The organism is Actinomadura kijaniata NBRC 14229, from assembly GCF_001552175.1.
In the GTDB taxonomy this organism is placed as follows: Bacteria; Actinomycetota; Actinomycetes; order Streptosporangiales; family Streptosporangiaceae; genus Spirillospora; species Spirillospora kijaniata.
The window spans coordinates 15,532-35,424 of sequence record NZ_BCQR01000032.1 but is presented as its reverse complement, the minus strand read 5'-3'; the positions used below and the strand labels follow the sequence as shown (position 1 = coordinate 35,424).

Genomic DNA, 19,893 nt, shown 5'->3' with positions numbered 1-19,893 from the left:
AGGCTAGGAGGACCCGCTCACAGGGACCGCGCGGCCTGTCGTAGCGCTGTGAGAGCGCTGTCATCGCCGGTCGGCATCGTCGAGAACGTCAACGACGGCTCACCGAAAGGCACGACATGACGGGCAAGGGACACGAGGAGACGCAGCGGGCGCTGGAGTGGGCGGTGGCCGAGTTCGACATCCCCGGCGTCGTCGCCGAGGTCAAGGACGCGGACGGCACCTGGTTCGGCACCGCCGGGGTGGCCGACCTCGCGACCGGGGCCCGGCGCGGGCCGGGGGAGCTCCTGCCCATCGGCAGCGGCGGCAAGGCCTTCACCGCCGCCACGATCCTCACCCTGGAGGCCGAGGGCCGGCTGGACATCGAGGACCCGGTGCACAAGTGGCTGCCCGGTGCCCTGGCCACCAACGGCTACGACGGCGACAAGATCACCATCAGGCATCTGCTCGGCAACACCGGCGGCCTGTTCGCCACGGGCCTCGCGCCGGAGCTGGTGTCGGGCTACGCCAGCCGGTCCCGGTTCGCCGAGCACCGCTTCGACGTCTGGACCCTCGATGACCTGCTGAGGCTGGCGGTGTCCCAGCCGCCGGTCGGCGAGCCCGGCGAGCGCTTCGTCTACGCCAACGGCGGCTACTACTTCGCCCGCGCGATCATCGAGAAGGTCACCGGCAACAGCTACGCCGACGAGGTCGAACGCGCCGTCATCCGGCCGCTCGGCCTGACCTCGACCTACGCGCGCCCCGACACGGAGACGGGGTACCGCGGTCCGCACCCGCGCGCGTACTCGACCCAGTTCTACAAGGACAGCGTCGACCCGGCGGACGTCACCTCGGACAACTGGGAGTCGATGATGGAGGAACCCGGACTCGAACCCCTCGACGTCACCGAGTTCAACACCTCCTGGGAGACCGGCAACCTCATCTCGACCACCGGCGACATGATCCGGTTCATCGACGCCATGGTCGGCGGCGGCCTGCTGCCACCCGCGCAGCACCGCAAGATGTGGACCACGGTCTCCACCGAGGGCGCCAACTGGCTGCCGCACACCCGCTACGGCCTCGGCATGTTCGAGCTCGACAGGGCGGTGACGGGCGGGCGCATCGTGCGCGGCGTGGGCGGCAGCTACTGGGGACACATGTTCTGCGCGCTGGGCACCCCCGACGGCGAGCGCACCGTCGCCTTCCACACCAACAAGGAGGCGACGGGCTGGGACCTCCTCTTCAAGATCGTTGAGCTGGAGTTCGGCATCACGATCGACGCGTAGGCGCGGGGGCCGGGGCGGCAGGGCACCACGCCCACCCGCCGCCCCGCGGGTCGAAGGCCGGGGACGCCCGGGGGAGCGGGGCCTCTCGGGCGTCCCCATGCGGAAGGCGGTTCTCAGCGGGGGCCCGGGAAGCCGGGCGGCATGACCATCGGTCCGCCGCGCGGCGGACCGCCGGCGACCTCCACGGCCGAGCCGGTCATGTAGCCGAACTCGTCGGTGGACAGCGCGAGCACGGCACGGGCGATCTCCCAGGGCTCGGCCATGCGTTTGAGCGCGTTGACGTTGAGCGGGCCCCAGGCCCGCTTGAACTCCTCCCACATCGCGTCGGACAGGCCGCCGGGGCGGACGAACGGGGTGTCGGTGGTGCCGGGCACGATCGCGTTCACCCGGATCCCCCGGTCGCCGTAGTCGAGGGCGGCGACCTCCACGATCCCCATGATCGCCCGTTTGCCGGCGGTGTAGGCGGCGCCGCCCGGCCGGGTCGACCAGGACGCGGTGCAGATGATGACGCCCCCCGCCCTGAGCATGTGCGGCACCTCGTACTTGATCGACAGGTAGACGCCGCGGTCGTTGGTGAGGTGGACGTTCTCCCAGTCCCGATGGTCCAGTTCGTGGATCGGCCGGGCGGGCAGGCCGATCCCGGCGTTGTTGAAGGCGATGTCGATGCGGCCGCCTCCGGCGCGGGCGGTCTCGTCCACGAAACGCCGGAGCCGGCGGGGGTCGCGGACATCGGCCTGGATGTAGGTGGCCTGCCCGCCTTCCTTCCTGATCCGCTCCTGGACCGCCTGCCCCAGCCCGGCGCGCCGCCCGCAGAAGAACACCCGCGCGCCCTCCGCGGCGAACGCGCGGGCCGTGGCCTCGCCGATGCCGGAGGTGCCACCCGTGATCAGCACGGTCTTTCCCTGGAAGCGGCGCCCCGGCGGGTCGGGCCGGGGCGCCGGGGCAGCGAACGCCGGTGCCGTGCCGGCCAGTCCCACGGCCCCCGCGGCCGCTCCTCCGAAAGCCGCCAGCATCGCCCGCCGGTTCGGCGGTCGCGGAGCGCCGCCCGCGTCATCGATCTCCTGCTGCATGTCCATGCGGCCAGCGTCGCGGCGGCACGCACACGTGATCTTCCTCCCTCCGGCCGCTCCCACGGCCACAAGGAGGAAGGGCGGGGAGCGGCACATGGCCCACTGGCCGGTTCGCAGCACCCGTCCACCTGGGCCTACGATCGGTCGGCATGGCGTTGCAACTCGTTCAGGTGAACTTCAAGGCTCGGGATGACGTCGCCCTCGGCCGGTTCTGGGCGGACGCGCTCGGCTGGGGCGTCTCCAGCGAGGGACCCGGTGTGACCAACGTCGAACCCGTGGGCTTCGACTGGCCGGACCCCACCGCCGTCTGCGTGGACGTCGTCACCGTCCCGGACCCCGAAACGGTGAGGTACCGCACGCACCTCGAACTCGCCACCACCTCGGAGGCCCACCAGGCGGAGCTGGTCGCGCGCCTGAAGGATCTCGGTGCGACGCCCGTCGACGTGGGACAGGGCGACGTTCCGTGGACGGTTCTGGTCGACCCGGAGGGCAACGTGTTCCGCGTGCTGGAGCCCCGGCCGATCTACCAGGACACCGGGCCGATCGCCGCGGTGGTGGTCGACTGCGCCGACCCGCGGGCCATGGTCCGGTTCTGGGGCGAGGCGATCGACTGGACCGTGCACGAGGTGACCGACGATCACGCGCGGCTGCGCTCCGCCAAGGGCGTCGGGCCGTACCTGGAGTTCCGCCGCGCGTCCGGCGAGAACACCGTGTGGCACCGCGTCCATCTCGACGTGCTGCCGTACCCCGGTGACGACCAGGCGGCGGAGGTGGCCCGGCTGCGCGCCCTCGGCGCCACCGACGCCGACGTCGGCCAGGGCGACGTCCCGTGGAAGTGCCTCGCCGACCCCGAGGGCAACGAGTTCTGCGTCCTCGGACGGGGCTGACACAGGGGCGCTTCGTTCCGGCCGGAAAACCGGTTGAGGACTCCTTCCGCGTCCTCGTAGGTTGCCTGTGGCCCATCGCCGTGAGGACAGAGGACAGAACCGCGTGACCCCGCCTGCTCTCCAGACCTGACACCTTCTTCCGCTCACCTGTAGCCGACCCACCCGTCGGCTCCGCCGGGCTGCCCTCGCGCGCCCGGTCATACAGCGTTTGAGGCCGCGCGCAATCGGCCTCGTGTCAGGTCTAGAGAGCTCATGTCTTCACAACCTCATACCGTGCTGCCCTGGACCGTCCGCCGGACCAGGCTGCCCCTGCTGTCGCTGCGGTGCGCGGACTGCGGGTCGGGGTCGGCCACCACCGGCGAGGGCAGGTTCCGCGTCAACGCCAACGGCAAGCTGCTGCACGTGTGGCTGCTGGTCCGCTGCACCTCCTGCAACCGGACGAGCAAGCTCGCCGTGCACGAGCGAGCGCCGGTCGGTTCCCTGGATCCGGCCGAACTCGACGGCTACCACGCCAACGATCCGGCACTGGTGGCGTCCAGGCTGCTGGATCCGCTGCTCGCCCGGCGCAACCGCTTCACCCTGGACTGGACGGGGGCCTGGCTGCTGGACACCCCGGCGGCCCGGCTCGACGAGGCGTGGCCGGTCCGGGTGGAGGTCACCTTCGAGGATCCGGTGCCGGTGCGTCCGGAACGGCTCGTCGCGCGGGGGCTCGGCCTCAGCAGGAACGAGGTGCGGCGCCGGATCAAGTGCGACGTTCCGCTGCGCCGTACCACGGGCGCCGGGTTCACCTTCGTCGTGATGCCCGAGGACTAACGGGGCGCGTTCCCGCGGGCATCCGCGCGGAACACACCTCGTCCGGGGACGGCTCCGGCGGCATGGAGCCGCCCCCGGGCAACCACGGTGTGCGAAGCGGGCCGCGATGGTCCCGCCCGCTGTGACTCACGCCACATCCCGTTCCTGTCAGCAATCGGGGCGCTGCTCCGCTCAGTTCACCGGAAGCAAGCGAACCGACAGGAGCACCCCATGAAGCACCGCATCCTCGTCCTCGGCGCCGGCTACGCCGGGGCCTTCGCGGCCGGGAACCTGGCCCGCCGGTTGTCCCCGGCGGACACCGAGATCACCGTGGTCAACGCCGAGCCGGACTTCGTCCAGCGGCTGCGGCTGCACCAGTTCGCGGCCGGCCAGGAGATCGAGACCCCGAAGCTCGCCGACGTCTTCGCGGGCACGGGGGTACGGCTGCGCCTGGCCCGTGTCACCGCCGTCGACCCCGAACGCCGGGCCGTCGCCGTGGCCGACGCCGACGGCGGCGGCGAGCTCGGCTACGACACGCTCGTCTACGCGCTCGGCAGCCACGCGGACGACCATGGCGTCCCCGGCGTGGCCGAGCACGCCTTCAACGTCGCCGGCCGGGTCTCGGCGCGGCGCCTGCGCGAGCACCTGGACGGCCTGGAGAAGCGAGGCGGGGGCGGGAGGGTGCTGGTCGTCGGCGACGGGCTGACCGGCATCGAGACCGCCACCGAGTTCGCCGAGTCCCGGCCCGGCCTCTCGGTGACGCTCATCGCCCGCGGCGAGCTGGGCGCCCGGCTCTCCGCCGGAGCCCGTAGCCACCTGCGTCAGGCCTGCGCCCGGCTGGGCATCACCGTCGTGGAGCACACCCGCGTCGAAGCCGTCGAAGCGACGCGGGTGCTGTGCGACGACGGCACCGTCCTGGCGTCCGACGCGACCGTGTGGACGGCCGGGTTCGAGGTGAGCCCCATCGCCGCCGCCGGCGGGCTGGAGGTCACCGGGAGCGGCCAGATCATCGTCGACCGCACCATGCGGTCGGTCTCGCACCCCGACGTCTACGCCGTCGGCGACAGCGCCCACGCCATCGGTGACAACGGCCTGCCGCTGCCGATGTCCTGCGCCTCGGCCGACTACACCGGCCGGCAGGCCACGAACGCGATCGTGGGGCACCTGACCGGCCGCACGATCACGAAGATCAAGCTGTCCTACCCGGGCAACCACATCAGCCTCGGGCGGCGGGACGGGATCCTGCAGCTGGTCGACGGTGAGGCGCAGGCGAAGCCGAGGTACGTGGTCGGCCGGAAGGCCGCGCGGGTCAAGGCGGGCATCCTCTGGGGCTCGCTGTGGGCCACCTCGCACCCGACCTTCGGCCTCCCCAGGCGCAGGCACCGCCTGGCCACGGTGCCGGATGTGTCCGTCGAGAAGGCGTTCGCGTAGCCGTCTAGGGTGATCCGCGTGGACAGCACCGCCACCGATCGCTTCGACACCGGTCGGTTCGAGGCCAGCCGGAACCGGCTGGCCTCGCTGGCGTACCGGCTGCTGGGCTCCGCCGCCGACGCCGAGGACGCCGTGCAGGAGGCGTTCCTGCACTGGCAGGCCGCCGACCGGCAGCGGATCAGGGTGCCGGAGGCATGGCTGACCAAGGTCGTCACCAACCTGTGCCTCGACCGGCTCCGCTCGGCACAGGCCCGCCGCGAGCGCGCCTTCGGCGCCTGGCTGCCCGAACCGCTCCTGGACGGCGACCCGATGCTCGGCCCGGCCGACACGTTCGAGCAGCGCGAATCGGTCTCCCTGGCCGTCCTGACGCTGATGGAACGCCTGTCGTCCCTCGAACGGGCCGTCTACGTGCTGCGCGAGGCGTTCTCCTACAGCCACACCGAGATCGCCGAGATCCTCGACATCACCGAGTCCGCGAGCCAGCAGCACCTGCACCGGGCCCGGCGCCGCATCACCGCCGCGCGCCGCCGCGGCGGCGAGGTCGACCCCGCGTCCGCCCGCAGGATCGTCGAGGAGTTCCTCGCCGCCGCCTCCTCGGGCCGCACCGAACGGCTGGTGGCGCTGCTCACCGACGACGCGATCGCGATCTCCGACGGCGCCGGCCTGACCGGGAGGCTGCTGCAGTTCGACACCCCGCAGCGCATCGCCGCCGTCGCGCGGGCCGGTTTCAAACCCACGCCCGCGAAACGGCGACTCATCGGCGGCACGCCCGCCATCCACTACGCGCTTGTCAACGGCGCCCCGGCCATCCTCGTCGTGCTCGGCGACCGGGTCGTCGGCGCCGTGGCGTTCGACATCACCAACGGCAGGGTCGCGGCCGTGCGCGGCATGGCCGCCCCCACCCGCCTGGCCCGCCTCGCCGAAGCCTGGCGACAGCACGAACCGGACACGCCGATCCTCCCCGAGTGGTGACCCGGCGCCGAGCGCGCCGGCAGGGACGCCCTGGCCGCGTTCGCGGATGCCTACCGCGACTACGCCCGGGAGCACCCCGGCCGGTACGCCGCCACCCGGCTCCGGCTCGCCCCCGAGACGGCGTCCGGCACGCGCAGATGGCGCGGGCGATCCTGTGCGGCCACACCGACGTGGAGGCCACCGCCGAGGCGCAGCCGTCCGGCGTGCGGCTGGTCTTCCGCACCCGGGCCACCACCATCGAAATTGACACGCTGGCCACCAAACGGGTCTACCGGGGTACCCGGCCCGCCGTCAGCCGAGCAGTGCCCGGTCGATGTCGGGGAGCCAGCCGCCGGGCGGGACGGCCGGATGCGGGAGCACGCGCAACAGCCGCGCCAGGCGCGGGTCGCGGTCATGGCGTCGCCAGGCGACCGACCACAGCAGCAGCGGCGTGGGATCGACCAGCGGGATCCGGCGGATCCGCAGGTCGTGCGGCAGATCCATTCCGGCCTCCCCGATCGCGACGGCATGGGTCTCGGCGCGCATCTGGTCCTCGTAGTGGCGCACGCCGATCGCCGGGTCGGTCCAGCGCAGCGGGACGCCGAACTCGGCGCACAGGCGGGTCAGGTACCCGCGCCACTCGTGCGCCCCGGCCGGGTCGGGCATCGCGATGCCCCCGTCGCGCAGGTCGGCCAGGCGCAGTGCGTCGCGTCCGGCGAACCGGTGGCCCCCCAGCACGAAGGCGTGCAGTTCCTCGGCGTGCACCGGCCGGTGCGCGAGTTCGGCGGGCCAGCGGCGGCCGATGTCGTGGACGCGCCCGAACGCCGCGTCCAGCTCCCGGCTCTCCACGCTCGCCAGCGCCATCGGGAAGCCCTGCCGCATGCTCGGCTCGACGCTCAGGCCGGGCTCGGCCCGCACCGCCGCGCGCAGGATCCGCAGGGGCGAGAAGCGTTCGGCGTTGACGTCCACGCGCAGCGGCCCGAGCGGCTCGCGGACGGCGGCGACCGCCGTGTCGTAGGCGGCGAGCGCGTCCTTGGCGGGACCGAGGAACCGGTGCCCGGCGTCGGTCAGCTCGACCCGGCGGGTGGTGCGCTCGAACAGGGCGACGCCCAGCGCGTCCTCCAGCCGCCGGATCCGTTTCGAGAACGCCTGCTGCGTCAGGAACAGCCGTGCGGCGGCCCGGCCGAAGTGCAGCTCCTCGGCGGCCACGACGAAGGCGCGCATCCCTGACAGGTCCGGTTCCACGCGCACAGGGTCGACTATCAACCGGGGGTTGTCAAAGCGGCCGAGGAAGTTGTTGGACACCCCTGTGACCTGCGGGTTTGCTGTGGTCATGACGTTCTCATCGCACCCCTCGCACGCCCGCGTCGCCGAAGCCCCCGTCCCCGCGCCGTTCGAGCCGGTCTTCCAGCGGCTGCTGCGCCAGCGGATCATCGTTCTCGGCCAGCAGGTCGACGACGAGATCGCCAACCGGATCTGCGCCGAGATCCTGCTGCTGTCGGCCGAGGACCGGAACCGCGACATCCACCTGTACATCAACTCGCCGGGCGGCTCGGTCACGGCGGGCATGGCGATCTACGACGTGATGCAGTTCGTGCCCAACGACATCGCCACCCTGTCGATGGGGTTCAGCGCCTCGATGGGTCAGTTCCTCCTGTGCGCGGGCACGCCCGGCAAGCGGTACGCGCTGCCGCACTCCAGCATCCTGATGCACCAGCCGTCCGGTGGCATCGGCGGCACCGCCTCCGACATCCGCATCCAGGCCGAGCACATGCGCTCCACCAAGAGACTGATGTTCGAGCGGATCTCCTTCCACACCGGCCAGCCCGTCGAGCGCATCGAGGCCGACGCCGACCGGGACCGGTACTACACCGCCGAGGAGGCCCGCGAGTACGGATTCGTCGACCACGTGGTGCGCTCGGCCGAAGAGATCCTGCCCCGCTGACCGCCGTCCGCGAGCACCGGGCCTTTCCAGGATCCGGACGCGGTTCGCAGACTCACGCAGCCAAGGCCACATCCAGTGGCTCGTGGAACACAGGCTTCTCTCCCGAGGTGGGGCCGCCGTCGCGTTCGGGTTCGGAACGGACCGGGGCGGCGGCGCGACCATGGTCACCGTGACGTGCGACGAGGTCCGCCAGAGCGGCGAGGCCAAGGGGTGGCCGTCGATCGCGCCGCAGACCCGGGTCTCGGTCAGCAGGGCAGATCCGGCCGCCGGTCCGTTCGCGCGGCCGTGGGCCACCACGCGGTTGAGCGCGATCACCGGTGATGCGGATGAGGACCCGCGTGTGGCCGCGACGGCCTCGGGCGTCGCGGCCACACGCGGATCACCGATGCGGTCAGTCGTCCCGCCCGGCGAACGGCCGGAGCCCAAGGCGTCCGAGCCGGACCATCGGGTGGGCCCGCGCCGTGGCCTACCGAGGGGCGTAGCGGGCGAGGATGAGCTGGCCGGATCCCAGCGGGCGGGTCTCCAGGAGGTGGAGCGCGACGGAGGGGCCGCCGTCGAGGACGCGAACGCCATCGCCGAGCAGGGCGGGGCCGATCATCAGGTGGAGTTCGTCGACCAGGCCCGCGCGGAGCAGGTCGTTCCACAGGGTCCGGCTGCCGAACACCAGGATGTCGCGGCCCGGCCCGCGCTTGAGCTCGGCGACGCGGTCACGGGCCGCGGACCGCTTGACGATCTCGGTGTTGGTCCAGGGCGCCGTCTGGCCGGGGGTGAGGCTGTCGGAGACGACCACCTTGTCGATGGCGTCGTTGAGGCGTGAGATCTCCCGTTCGACGGGCGGTGCCCCAGGGGTGTCGGCGACGGGCGGCCAGTAGGCCTTGAACCCCTCGAACGAGGTCCGGCCGAGCAGCAGGGTGTCGGCGGCGCGGAGCCGCTCGGCGTTGTACTCGTCGAAGCCCTGGTGGAACGGGAGGGCCATGACGTCGCCGCCGGGCCCCGAGTGATACCCGTCCAGCGAGATGATGTTGGTGACGATGAGCCTGCGCATCCTTGTCTCCCTTCGGAAGCCTTCACCCGGGTAGAGACAGCGCGCCCGCCGGATTCATCGCTCCGGCGGAAACTCCTCCGGCAGACCGGAGCGGGCGAGGACGGCGGGGTCGATGAAACCGCTGATCTCGCTGATCGACCCGTCGCGGACGCCCAGGGCGTTGATCGCGGAGAGCCGGAGGCGGCCGTCCCGCTCCTGGTAGCAGGCGAATCCCAGCTGCCCGTTGACCTGGATCGGCACCAGCCGCCACGCGGTGGCGAAGACCCGCTCGGCGAAGAAGCGGCGCACGGCCGCCACGCCGTCGAACCAGGCGGGAAGTGGCGGCATCGTGAACCGCGCGTCGTCGGCCAGCAGGGACACCAGGGCGTCCACGTCGGCCCGTTCCCAGGCGGAGACGAACGCCTCGACCAACGCGCGGCGGCCGTCCTCGCCCAGGGCGTCGAGCTCGGCCCGCTGGGTGGTCGCGGGCATCCGCTCCTCGACGGCCTTCCGCGCCCGTTGCAGCGCCGAGTTCACCGACGCCGCCGTGGTGTCGAGGATCCCCGCCGTCTCCGCGGCCGAATAGCCGAGCACCTCGCGCAGGATCAGCACGGCGCGCTGCGTTCCGGGAAGGTGCTGGAGGGCGGCGACGAAGGCGAGCTCGACCCCTTCGCGCCGCAGGTAGCGTTCGGCCGGGTCGTGGTCCGGCCAGGGCTCCAGCCAGATCGGCCCGGCGACCGGCTCGCCGAGGTCGGACGGATCGGTCAGCGGCGGCCCGTGGTCGGTCGACAGGATGCGCGGCCCGCGCCCGGAGGCCGACCGGATGCAGACGTTGGTGCTGATCCGGTAGAGCCAGGTGCGCAGCGAACTGCGCCCTTCGAAGCCCCGCAGGCCCTTCCAGGCGTTCAGGAGTGTCTCCTGCAGGGCGTCCTCGGCGTCCTCCAGCGATCCGAGCATGCGGTAGCAGTGCGCGAACAGCTCCCTGCGATGCGCCGCGACGAGCTCGTCGAAGGCCGCGGCGTCGCCCTGCCCGGCGCGTGCCAGGAGGGCATCGGCCTGCGCGGTCGGCTCGTGCGGCATGTCCACCTCACCGAGCGTAGATCAGCGAGCGGCCACGCCTGGCCGATCCCGCGCATGTGGTCCCGCCGCACCGGGACCACCTTCTCCCGGACCGGCCGCACGGCCGCGCGGGTCGGTGGCCGCGAGCCGGCGCGACGGATCGAGGCGCAGTTCCAGGACCCGGTCATCGCGCAGCGCGAAACGCCACGGCTGGGTGTTGAGCACCGGCGGCGGTGACCAGCCGTCGCCAGGGACCTTGGTCCCGAGCCGGAGGCCGTTCGTCCCTTGGAGATGAGCTCCGGCGGGCATCGCCACCGAACATCCACCTACGCGACCCGAACCCCTCACCCACGGCCGCCGACATCCGCGAACACCCCGGACGGGTCGCCGCACACGCCTGGACCCGGTCGGGGTCGGTCCGGTCAAGGAAAAACAACCCACGGGCTGTTCGCTTTGCCTGGTGATGTACCTGCTTTCGCCCCGTCGGGCCGTCGGCTGAAGGTCCCTTGTAGAGAGGACCCGGCTCCCTGGGACGGGCTTGACGGAGGGGACGAGGGTGAGATCGGCATTGGGCCGGGCCGGCGGTTGCGCAGTAGGCGGCCGGGATATCCCGAACGGTGACGCGGGTCCGTGAACCGCGCTGGGGGAGTGATAGCTGGTGGCAGGAGAGCGACAGTCCACGCCGTCTCGGGCGGCGCCCGCCGGGACGGGGCGGCCGATGGCCATGCTGGCGATGGCCACCGTGGGATTCACGGTGAACTTCTGGGCGTGGGCGTTGCTCAGCCCGCTCGGCCCCCGGTTCAAGGACGACCTGCGGCTGAGCGCGTTCCAGCAGGCGCTGCTGGTGGCCGTGCCGGTGGTGGTGGGCTCGGTCGGCCGGATCCCGGTGGGCGCGCTGACCGACCGGTTCGGCGGGCGGATCATGTTCCCCCTGGTGTCGGCCGCCACCATCGTCCCCGTCCTCTATCTGGGACTGGCCGGGCATTCGTCGCTGACGGCGCTGCTGGTCGGCGGGTTCTTCCTGGGGATCGGCGGGACGGCGTTCGCGGTCGGGGTGCCGTTCGTCAACGCCTGGTTCCCGCCCGAGCGCCGGGGGCTGGCGATCGGGGTGTTCGGCGCCGGGATGGGCGGCACCGCGATCAGCGCGCTGACGACGGTGAGGATGGTCGACGCGTCCGGCACGGCGACTCCGTTCGTGGTGACGGCGGTCGTGCTGGCGGTCTACGCGGTGGTGGCCGTGCTGGTGCTGCGCGAGGCGCCCGGCCGTACGGCGCCGTCGGAGCCCCTGGCCCGGCGGCTGGCGGCGACGCTGCGGCTGGGGGTCACCTGGCAGGCGTCCGCGCTGTACGCGGTCGCGTTCGGCGGTTATGTGGCGTTCTCGGTGTATCTGCCCACCTACCTGAAGAGCCAGTACGGGCTGACGCAGGCGGACGCGGCCAACCGGATGGCCGGTTTCGTGATCCTGGCGGTGGTGATGCGCCCGCTCGGGGGATGGCTGTCGGACAGGTTCGGTTCCGCCCGGGTGCTGGCCGTGACGCTGGCGGTCGTGATGGTGGGCGCGCTGGCGCAGGCGTTCGCCCCGCCGCTGATGCCGCTGGGAACGGTGGCGTTCCTGTCGATGGCCGCGGCGCTGGGGGCGGGAAGCGGCGCGACGTTCGCGCTGGTCGCGCAGCTGGCCCCGGCCAACAAGGTCGGCGCGGTCACCGGGGTGGTCGGCGCGGCGGGAGGGCTGGGCGGCTTCGTCCCGCCGCTGGTGATGGGCTCCATCTACGGCGCCTACGGCTCCTACGCCCTCGGGCTGGTCCTGCTCGCCGTGGTGGCGGCCGCGTCCGTGGTGTTCACCGTCGTGGTGGTGCAGCGCGCCGTGCGGGGAGGGCGGCCCGCCGGCCGACAGGTCGTCCGGCAGGCCTGACGGGCGCGGGGGAGGGGCGGGACGGTGCACGGGTCGAGTGGCGCGAGACGGAAGGACGGCCACGGGTGAGTTCGGGCAGGGGCCGAAGGGCGGGACGGACCGGGATCGACGACGCGGCGACCCAGGCCCTGGTGGGCACGCGGCGTTTCTTCACCCGGGCGGAGGTCTCCGCCGACCGGCGGGCGCTGTACAAGGTCGGCGGTCGGCAGGCGGACGCGTTCTACCGGGACTGCTGGGCGCACGACAAGGTGGTGCGGTCCACGCACGGCGTGAACTGCACCGGCTCGTGCTCGTGGAAGGTGTACGTCAAGGACGGCATCATCACCTGGGAGGCCCAGCAGACCGACTACCCGTCGGTCGGGCCGGACCGGCCCGAGTACGAGCCCCGGGGCTGCCCGCGCGGCGCGGCGTTCTCCTGGTACACCTACTCGCCCACCCGCGTCCGGTACCCGTACGTGCGCGGGGTGCTGCTGGAGATGTACCGGGAGGCGCGCGCCCGCACGGGGGACCCCGTGGCGGCGTGGGCGGAGATCGTGTCCGACCCCGGGCGCGCCCGGCGGTACAAGTCGGCGCGCGGCCGGGGCGGGCTGGTGCGGGCGTCCTGGGACGAGGCGGTCGAGATGATCGCGGCGGCGCATGTCCACACCGTCGCCGAGTTCGGGCCCGACCGGGTGGCGGGGTTCTCGCCGATCCCGGCGATGTCGATGGTGTCGCACGCCTCCGGCACGCGGTTCGTGTCCCTGCTGGGCGGGACGATGCTGTCGTTCTACGACTGGTACGCCGACCTGCCGGTGGCCTCCCCGCAGGTGTTCGGCGACCAGACCGACGTGCCCGAGTCCGGGGACTGGTGGGACGCCGGGTACCTGATCATGTGGGGGTCGAACCTGCCGGTCACCCGCACCCCCGACGCGCACTGGATGGCCGAGGCCCGCTACCGGGGCCAGAAGGTCGTGGCGGTGTCGCCCGACTACGCCGACAACGTCAAGTTCGCCGATGAGTGGCTGGCCGCCCGGCCGGGCACCGACGGCGCGCTGGCGATGGCGATGGGCCACGTGATCCTCAAGGAGTTCTTCGTCGACCGGCGGGGGGAGTACTTCACCGAGTACGTCAAGCGCTACACCGACCTGCCGTTCCTGGTGCGGCTGGAGCCCGGCCCGGACGGCTCGTACGTGCCGGGCAAGTTCCTGACCGCCGCCGACCTGCCCGGTTCCGAGACCGGGGCGGAGCACGCCGCGTTCAAGACCGTCCTGCTGGACGCCGCGACCGGGCGTCCGCTGGTGCCGAACGGCTCGCTGGGCTTCCGCTACGGCGAGGCGGGCGCGGGCCGGTGGAACCTGGACCTCGGCGACGCAGACCCGCTGCTCACCCTGCTCGGCGACGGCGAACCGGCCGCGGTGGAGCTGACCCGCTTCGACGCCCCGGACGGCGCGGGGGCGCCGCTGCGTCGCGGCGTTCCGGCGCGACGCGTCGGTGGTCATCTGGTGACCACGGTGTTCGACCTGCTGCTGGCCCAGTACGGGGTGCGGCGCGAGGGGCTGCCGGGTGACTGGCCGACCGGATACGACGACGCGTCCCAGCCGTGCACCCCCGCCTGGCAGGAGCCGATCACCGGAGTCCCGGCGCGGGCGGCGGCGCGGATCGGCCGGGAGTTCGCCGCCAACGCCGAACAGACCCGCGGCCGCTCGATGATCATCATGGGGGCGGGGACCAACCACTGGTTCCACTCCGACACCATCTACCGGGCGTTCCTGGCGCTGACCACGCTGACCGGCTGCCAGGGCGTCAACGGCGGCGGCTGGGCGCACTACGTCGGGCAGGAGAAGTGCCGCCCGTTCACCGGATGGGCGCAGCTGGCGTTCGGGCTGGACTGGTCGCGGCCGCCCCGGCAGATGATCCAGACCGCGTACTGGTACCTGCACACCGACCAGTTCCGCTACGACCGCTTCGGCGCCGACACCCTCGCCGCCGCGACCGCGGGCGGGCGGCTGGACGGAAAGACGACCGCCGACGTCATCGCCCAGGCGGCCCGGCTCGGCTGGATGCCGTCCTACCCGACCTTCGACCGCAACCCGCTCGACCTGGCCGACGAGGCCGAGGCCGCCGGGACGGAGGTGGGGGAGCACGTGGTGTCGCAGCTCGAGCAGGGGCGGCTGCGGTTCGCCTGCGAGGACCCCGACGCACCGGAGAACTTCCCCCGCGTCCTGACGGTGTGGCGGGCCAACCTGCTGGGCTCGTCGGCCAAGGGCAACGAGTACTTCCTCAAGCACCTGCTGGGCACCGACTCCCAACTGCGCGCCACCGAGGCGCCGCCGCAGGCCAGGCCCAAGGACGTGGTGTGGCGCGAGGAGGCCCCGGTCGGCAAGCTCGACCTGCTGCTGTCGCTGGACTTCCGGATGACCAGCACGACCGTCTACTCCGACATCGTGCTGCCCGCGGCGACCTGGTACGAGAAGCACGACCTGAACACCACCGACATGCATCCGTTCGTGCACTCGTTCAACCCGGCGATCGCGCCGCCGTGGCAGACCCGCACCGACTGGGACGCCTTCCAGGCCATCGCCGCCGCGTTCAGCCGCCTGGCCGAAAAGCATCTGGGCGTCCGCAAGGACGTCGTCGCGGTGCCGCTGCTGCACGACACCCCCGACGAACTGGCCACCCCGCACGGCCGCGTCCGCGACTGGAAGGCCGGGGAGTGCGAACCGGTCCCCGGCGTCACCATGCCCAAGCTCGTCGTGGTGGAACGCGACTACCCGGCGCTGGCGGCCAAGATGGGGGCGCTCGGCCCGCTGGCCGACACCCTCGGCGCGACCGTCAAGGGCGTCACCTTCGACCTGCGCCGCGAGGTGGAGTACCTGCGGCACAAGAACGGCGCGATCCGCGGCGGACCGGCCGACGGCCGCCCGTCACTGGTCCGCGACGTGCACGCCTGCGAGACGATCCTCGCCCTGTCCGGCACCACCAACGGCCACCTGGCCACCCAGGGCTTCCGCACCCTGGAGCGGCGCACCGGCACTCCGCTGGCCGACCTGGCCGCCGAACACGAGGGCAAACAGATCACCTTCGCCGACACCCAGGCCCGCCCCACCCCGGTCATCACCTCGCCGGAGTGGTCGGGCTCGGAGTCGGGCGGGCGCCGCTACTCGCCGTTCACCATCAACGTCGAGCGCCTCAAGCCCTGGCACACCCTCACCGGCCGCCAGCACTTCTACCTCGACCACGACTGGATGGCCGAACTCGGCGAGCAGATGCCGGTCTACCGGCCTCCCCTGAACATGCACGCCCTGTTCGACGAGCCACGCGTCGGCGACAGGGGAGAGCTCGGCATCGCCGTCCGCTACCTCACCCCGCACAACAAGTGGTCCATCCACTCCGAATACCAGGACAACCTGTTCATGCTGTCGCTGTCGCGCGGCGGCCCCACCATCTGGATCAGCGACCGCGACGCCGCGAAGATCGGCGTGGCCGACAACGACTGGATCGAGGCGGTCAACCGCAACGGCGTCGTCGTCGCCCGCGCGATCGTCTCGCACCGGATGCCCGAGGGCACCGTGTACATGCACCACGCCCAGGACCGGCTGATCGACGTGCCCCGCACCGAGACCGGCGGGCGGCGCGGCGGCATCCACAACTCGCTGACCCGGCTGCTGATCAAACCGAGCCACCTGATCGGCGGGTACGCGCAGCTGTCGTTCGCGTTCAACTACCTGGGCCCGACCGGCAACCAGCGCGACGAGGTCACCGTGATCCGCCGCCGCTCCCAGGAGGTCGAGTACTGATGCGCGTCATGGCCCAGCTGGCGATGGTGATGAACCTGGACAAGTGCATCGGCTGCCACACCTGCTCGGTCACCTGCAAGCAGGCCTGGACCAACCGCGGCGGCGTCGAGTACGTCTGGTTCAACAACGTCGAGACCCGTCCCGGCCAGGGCTACCCCCGCCGCTACGAGGACCAGGAGACCTGGCGCGGCGGCTGGACCCTCAACCGGCGCGGCCGCCTCACCCTCAAGGGCGGCGGCCGCTGGCGCAAGCTGCTGACCATCTTCGCCAACCCCAGGCTGCCGTCCATCGACGACTACTACGAGCCCTGGACCTACGACTACGACACCCTCACCAACGCCCCGCTCCAGGAGCACACGCCCGTCGCCCGCCCCAGGTCGCTGATCTCCGGCAGGGACATGAAGATCTCCTGGTCGGCGAACTGGGACGACGACCTGGGCGGCTCCCCGGGCCTGGCCGACCGCGACGTGGTGCTCGGCCAGGTGTCCGAGAAGGTCAGGCTGGAGTTCGAGCAGACCTTCATGTTCTACCTGCCGCGCATCTGCGAGCACTGCCTGAACCCCTCGTGTGCCGCGTCCTGCCCGTCCGGCGCCATCTACAAGCGCACCGAGGACGGCATCGTGCTGGTCGACCAGGACCGCTGCCGGGGATGGCGGATGTGCGTGACCGGCTGCCCCTACAAGAAGGTCTACTTCAACCACCGCACCGGCAAGGCCGAGAAGTGCACCTTCTGCTTCCCGCGCACCGAGGTCGGGCTGCCCACGGTCTGCTCGGAGACCTGCGTGGGACGGCTGCGCTACATCGGCCTGATGCTCTACGACGCCGACAGGGTCCTGGAGGCGGCCACCACCCCCGACGACACGGGCCTGTACGAGGCGCAGCGCGAGGTGTTCCTCGACCCGCACGACCCACGCGTCGCCGCCGAGGCCGAACGCGCCGGGATCCCGCGCGACTGGATCGAGGCGGCCCGGCGTTCCCCGGTGCACGCCCTGATCAACACCTACCGGGTGGCGCTGCCGCTGCACCCGGAGTACCGCACCTTGCCGATGGTCTGGTACATCCCGCCGCTGTCGCCCGTGGTGGACGTGGTGCGCGACACCGGTCACGACGCCGAGAACCCCGGCAACCTGTTCGCCGCGATCGACGCGCTGCGCATCCCCGTCGACTACCTGGCCCGGCTGTTCACCGCCGGCGACCCCGCACCCGTCGACGCGGTGCTGCGCCGCCTGGCCGCCATGCGCTCCTACATGCGCGACATCAACCTCGGCCACGACCCCGACGAGGGCATCCCGGACAAGGTCGGCATGACCGGCGAGCAGATGTACGACATGTACCGGCTGCTGGCGCTGGCCAAGTACGACGAGCGCTACGTCATCCCGCCCGCCCACGCCGAACAGGCCCACCAGCTGGAGGAGCTGGCCACCGAATGCAGCCTGGACTACGAGGGCGGCCCCGGCATGGGCGGCTGGGGCCCGTTCGGGGAGTCCTCGGGCGGTGCCGCGCCCGTCGCGGTGGAGAACTTCCACATGCTCCAGCAGCGCCAGACCGCCGACCGCCCGTCCGGCCCGTCCGACAAGCGCACCCGCGTCAACCTGCTCAACTGGGACGGCAAGGGCGCTCCCGAGGGCCTGTTCCCGCCCCGCCCGGACGGCGCCGGACCCGGCGGCGCCAACCCACCCGCCGACTCCGGCGCCGCGGAAACGGAGCCCAAGCCATGAGAATCAGAAGCGGAAGGAGCGCGCTGGACGACGCGCAGCTGGTCACGGCGTGGCAGGCGGCTTCGCTGCTTCTCGGCTACCCCGACGACGACCTGCTGGCCCGGCGCTCCCTGATCCGCCGGGCCGTCACCGGACTGCCATCGACCGTGCGCGAGCCGCTGGAACGCTTCCTCGACCATCTCGACGCCGCGCCGCCGCCGCAACTGGCCGCCGACTACGTCGCCACCTTCGACCACCGCAAACGCTGCTGCCTCTACCTCACCTACTACGCCTACGGCGACACCCGCAAACGCGGCATGGCGCTGCTCCGGTTCAAGCACGCCTACCGCGCGGCCGGACTCGTCCTCGACGACGGCGAGCTGCCCGACCACCTGGCCGTCGTGCTGGAGTTCGCCGCCACAGGAGACCTGCACCAGGGACGGCGGCTGCTGCTCGAACACCGCGCCGGACTCGAACTGCTACGCCTGGCCCTCACCGAGGCGGGCTCGCCCTGGGCGACCGTCCTGGACGCCGTCTCGGCCACCCTGCCCCCGCTGGACGGCGAAGCCCACCAGGCCGTCGCCCGGCTGGCCGCCGAGGGCCCGCCCGAGGAGGAGGTGGGCCTCGCCCCCTTCGGTGACGCCGCCCCCACCGGCCCGGTCTTCCTGCCCGACCCTTCCGTGGGAGCCCGCTCATGATCAGCGCAGTCGTCGTTCACGCCGCCCGACGGGCCGCCGAGCCCGCGCGCGACAACGGCCAGGCGGACGTCTGGGAGGTGCTGCTGTGGGGCGCGCTGCCGTACGTCACCATCGCGGTCTTCGTCCTCGGCCACTACTGGCGGTACCGCTACGACAAGTTCGGCTGGACCACCCGCTCCTCCCAGCTCTACGAGAACCGCCTGCTGCGCGTCGGCAGCCCCCTTTTCCACTTCGGGATCCTGGTCGTGCTGCTCGGCCACATCGGCGGGCTCGTCATTCCCGAACGCTGGACGGCCGCGGCGGGGATCAGCGAGCACGCCTACCACCTCGTCGCCGTGGTCCTGGGCACCGTCGCAGGGATCTGCACCCTCACCGGCCTGGCGATCCTGATCTACCGGCGCCGCACCGTCGGTCCGGTCTTCTCGGCCACCACCCGCAACGACAAACTCATGTACGCGGTGCTCACCCTGGTGATCGTGCTGGGCCTGGCCGCCACCGTCGCGGCCAACATCGCCGGTGGCGGCTACAACTACCGCGAGACCGTCTCCCCCTGGTTCCGGTCGGTGTTCTACCTGCGACCCGACCCGCACCTGATGGTGGGCGTGCCGATCCTGTTCCAGCTGCACGCCCTCAGCGCGTTGCTGCTGTTCGCCATTTGGCCGTTCACCCGCCTGGTGCACATGCTCACCGCGCCCATCGGCTACCTGACCCGCCCCTACATTGTCTACCGCAGCCGCGACGCGAGACTCGGCGCCCGTGCCCCCCGCCGGGGCTGGGAACGTACCTCCTGAGAACGCGACCTCACCGGCGGGACGGACCCGTCAGCTTCGCATCCGTCGCCGGTGCCCGGCCAAAGGCGTACCCAACGGCGAGCGGCGGTCGGCTCCTGGCCGGTGGGGGAGACCTCCTGCGGCGTCAGCGCCGGATGTTTTCAGAGACCTCCTCCAACAGCGGCCCGGCGGCCGAGAGAAGCGAAGGGGCGGGCCCGTCTCATGGTGGGGGAGGGCAGGGCGGATTCGCGTCTGCGGCTCCACACCTTCGTGGAGCCGCATGAGCTCCCGAGCGCCTCTCAGCCGGGGACCGGGGCTAGACACAGAGTCGCCACCCAAGGGGGCGGGCACGCTGCCGAACTTCTCTACCTTACTACGTAAAGGATGTGGGTTGTAAAAATACACACAGAAGACCAAACACAAAAACCAACAGCAGAAAGAAGCGCAGACCCCAATCAGCACTTCAGGCTCGGTGCAATCCTTAGCACGGTCGGCCTTGAACTGAGCGACAAGAGCAGCCAGCCGCCGAGGGCGGCAACTCATGTTGAGTTTGGCGAACAGATTGGACACGTAGTTCTTGACCGCCTTCTTCGATCAGCTCCAGGAACTGGCGTTCCTG

Annotated in this window: 15 protein-coding genes and 1 pseudogene; 12 read left to right on the top strand and 4 right to left on the bottom strand. The window is 71.9% G+C overall.

Annotated features, from left to right (window positions below; genetic code table 11):
* The first annotated feature begins 116 nt into the window (after nucleotides 1-116).
* Nucleotides 117-1,262 (top strand): serine hydrolase domain-containing protein, encoded by a 1,146-nt coding sequence (locus tag AKI01S_RS11795; RefSeq protein WP_067815010.1) that lies wholly within the window; start codon nucleotides 117-119, stop codon nucleotides 1,260-1,262.
* Nucleotides 1,263-1,375: 113 nt separating this feature from the next.
* Here the strand turns inward: AKI01S_RS11795 and AKI01S_RS11790 are convergent, their stop codons facing one another.
* A complete protein-coding gene (locus tag AKI01S_RS11790) occupies nucleotides 1,376-2,338 on the bottom strand; it encodes an SDR family NAD(P)-dependent oxidoreductase (RefSeq protein ID WP_218009643.1) in 963 nt (320 codons plus the stop codon).
* Between the two features lie 143 nt (nucleotides 2,339-2,481).
* On the opposite strand from AKI01S_RS11790, the gene AKI01S_RS11785 reads away from it, so the two are divergent.
* The 5 genes and pseudogenes from AKI01S_RS11785 to AKI01S_RS53370 form a co-directional block, all read left to right on the top strand.
* Entirely contained in the window at nucleotides 2,482-3,219 is a 738-nt protein-coding gene (locus AKI01S_RS11785; protein WP_067815000.1) for a VOC family protein, read from the top strand.
* Nucleotides 3,220-3,492: 273 nt separating this feature from the next.
* Nucleotides 3,493-4,032 carry a DUF1062 domain-containing protein gene (locus tag AKI01S_RS11780; RefSeq protein WP_245681581.1) on the top strand — a complete coding sequence of 180 codons (540 nt, stop codon included), beginning with the start codon at nucleotides 3,493-3,495 and terminating at the stop codon, nucleotides 4,030-4,032.
* Between the two features lie 210 nt (nucleotides 4,033-4,242).
* Entirely contained in the window at nucleotides 4,243-5,442 is a 1,200-nt protein-coding gene (locus AKI01S_RS11775) for an NAD(P)/FAD-dependent oxidoreductase (RefSeq protein ID WP_067814995.1), read from the top strand.
* 18 nt (nucleotides 5,443-5,460) lie between these two features.
* Nucleotides 5,461-6,414, top strand: coding sequence for a sigma-70 family RNA polymerase sigma factor (locus tag AKI01S_RS11770; RefSeq protein ID WP_174567371.1), 954 nt, complete (start codon nucleotides 5,461-5,463; stop codon nucleotides 6,412-6,414).
* Between the two features lie 6 nt (nucleotides 6,415-6,420).
* Nucleotides 6,421-6,629: pseudogene (locus AKI01S_RS53370) on the top strand (TetR-like C-terminal domain-containing protein); the annotation flags it as partial.
* Between the two features lie 76 nt (nucleotides 6,630-6,705).
* Here AKI01S_RS53370 and AKI01S_RS11765 read toward each other — a convergent pair.
* The gene (locus AKI01S_RS11765) at nucleotides 6,706-7,728 is read right to left on the bottom strand and encodes a LysR family transcriptional regulator (protein WP_245681580.1); all 1,023 of its coding nucleotides are present in this window, start codon (nucleotides 7,726-7,728) and stop codon (nucleotides 6,706-6,708) included.
* On the opposite strand from AKI01S_RS11765, the gene AKI01S_RS11760 reads away from it, so the two are divergent.
* Nucleotides 7,727-8,338 (top strand): ATP-dependent Clp protease proteolytic subunit, encoded by a 612-nt coding sequence (locus tag AKI01S_RS11760; protein WP_067815132.1) that lies wholly within the window; start codon nucleotides 7,727-7,729, stop codon nucleotides 8,336-8,338. The two genes, AKI01S_RS11765 and AKI01S_RS11760, sit on opposite strands and share 2 nt — an antisense overlap.
* 466 nt (nucleotides 8,339-8,804) lie before the next feature.
* Here the strand turns inward: AKI01S_RS11760 and AKI01S_RS11755 are convergent, their stop codons facing one another.
* Together AKI01S_RS11755 and AKI01S_RS11750 are read right to left on the bottom strand one after the other, a co-directional pair.
* Nucleotides 8,805-9,383 carry a dihydrofolate reductase family protein gene (locus tag AKI01S_RS11755; protein WP_067814992.1) on the bottom strand — a complete coding sequence of 193 codons (579 nt, stop codon included), beginning with the start codon at nucleotides 9,381-9,383 and terminating at the stop codon, nucleotides 8,805-8,807.
* A gap of 54 nt (nucleotides 9,384-9,437) precedes the next feature.
* Nucleotides 9,438-10,442, bottom strand: a complete 1,005-nt coding sequence (locus tag AKI01S_RS11750; RefSeq protein ID WP_067814989.1) for a sigma-70 family RNA polymerase sigma factor — start codon at nucleotides 10,440-10,442, stop codon at nucleotides 9,438-9,440.
* 637 nt (nucleotides 10,443-11,079) lie between these two features.
* Between AKI01S_RS11750 and AKI01S_RS11745 the strand changes: the two genes are divergently transcribed.
* The 5 genes from AKI01S_RS11745 to narI all read left to right on the top strand — a co-directional run bounded on the left by AKI01S_RS11745 (nucleotide 11,080) and on the right by narI (nucleotide 19,295).
* The gene (locus AKI01S_RS11745; protein WP_439951666.1) at nucleotides 11,080-12,333 is read left to right on the top strand and encodes an MFS transporter; all 1,254 of its coding nucleotides are present in this window, start codon (nucleotides 11,080-11,082) and stop codon (nucleotides 12,331-12,333) included.
* A gap of 65 nt (nucleotides 12,334-12,398) precedes the next feature.
* Nucleotides 12,399-16,109 carry a nitrate reductase subunit alpha gene (locus AKI01S_RS11740; protein WP_083999391.1) on the top strand — a complete coding sequence of 1,237 codons (3,711 nt, stop codon included), beginning with the start codon at nucleotides 12,399-12,401 and terminating at the stop codon, nucleotides 16,107-16,109.
* Nucleotides 16,109-17,827 (top strand): nitrate reductase subunit beta, encoded by a 1,719-nt coding sequence (gene narH / locus AKI01S_RS11735; protein WP_067814983.1) that lies wholly within the window; start codon nucleotides 16,109-16,111, stop codon nucleotides 17,825-17,827. The genes AKI01S_RS11740 and narH overlap by 1 nt, the downstream gene beginning before the upstream one ends.
* A complete protein-coding gene (gene narJ, locus AKI01S_RS11730; RefSeq protein ID WP_067814982.1) occupies nucleotides 17,824-18,504 on the top strand; it encodes a nitrate reductase molybdenum cofactor assembly chaperone in 681 nt (226 codons plus the stop codon). The genes narH and narJ overlap by 4 nt, the downstream gene beginning before the upstream one ends.
* On the top strand, nucleotides 18,501-19,295 hold the full coding sequence (narI, locus tag AKI01S_RS11725) for a respiratory nitrate reductase subunit gamma (protein ID WP_083999389.1): 795 nt from the start codon (nucleotides 18,501-18,503) through the stop codon (nucleotides 19,293-19,295). Before narJ ends, narI begins: the two co-directional genes overlap by 4 nt.
* Nucleotides 19,296-19,893 lie beyond the last annotated feature (598 nt).

Excerpts from the sequence above, each read along its gene's own strand:
- narI (WP_083999389.1), top strand. The coding sequence starts at position 18,501 with ATGATCAGCGCAGTCGTCGTTCACGCCGCCCGACGGGCCGCCGAGCCC.
- AKI01S_RS11790 (WP_218009643.1), bottom strand. The coding sequence starts at position 2,338 with ATGGACATGCAGCAGGAGATCGATGACGCGGGCGGCGCTCCGCGACCG.
- narJ (WP_067814982.1), top strand. The coding sequence starts at position 17,824 with ATGAGAATCAGAAGCGGAAGGAGCGCGCTGGACGACGCGCAGCTGGTC.
- AKI01S_RS11750 (WP_067814989.1), bottom strand. The coding sequence starts at position 10,442 with ATGCCGCACGAGCCGACCGCGCAGGCCGATGCCCTCCTGGCACGCGCC.
- AKI01S_RS11755 (WP_067814992.1), bottom strand. The coding sequence starts at position 9,383 with ATGCGCAGGCTCATCGTCACCAACATCATCTCGCTGGACGGGTATCAC.
- AKI01S_RS11760 (WP_067815132.1), top strand. The coding sequence starts at position 7,727 with ATGACGTTCTCATCGCACCCCTCGCACGCCCGCGTCGCCGAAGCCCCC.
- AKI01S_RS11785 (WP_067815000.1), top strand. The coding sequence starts at position 2,482 with ATGGCGTTGCAACTCGTTCAGGTGAACTTCAAGGCTCGGGATGACGTC.
- AKI01S_RS11775 (WP_067814995.1), top strand. The coding sequence starts at position 4,243 with ATGAAGCACCGCATCCTCGTCCTCGGCGCCGGCTACGCCGGGGCCTTC.
- AKI01S_RS11765 (WP_245681580.1), bottom strand. The coding sequence starts at position 7,728 with ATGACCACAGCAAACCCGCAGGTCACAGGGGTGTCCAACAACTTCCTC.
- narH (WP_067814983.1), top strand. The coding sequence starts at position 16,109 with ATGCGCGTCATGGCCCAGCTGGCGATGGTGATGAACCTGGACAAGTGC.
- AKI01S_RS11795 (WP_067815010.1), top strand. The coding sequence starts at position 117 with ATGACGGGCAAGGGACACGAGGAGACGCAGCGGGCGCTGGAGTGGGCG.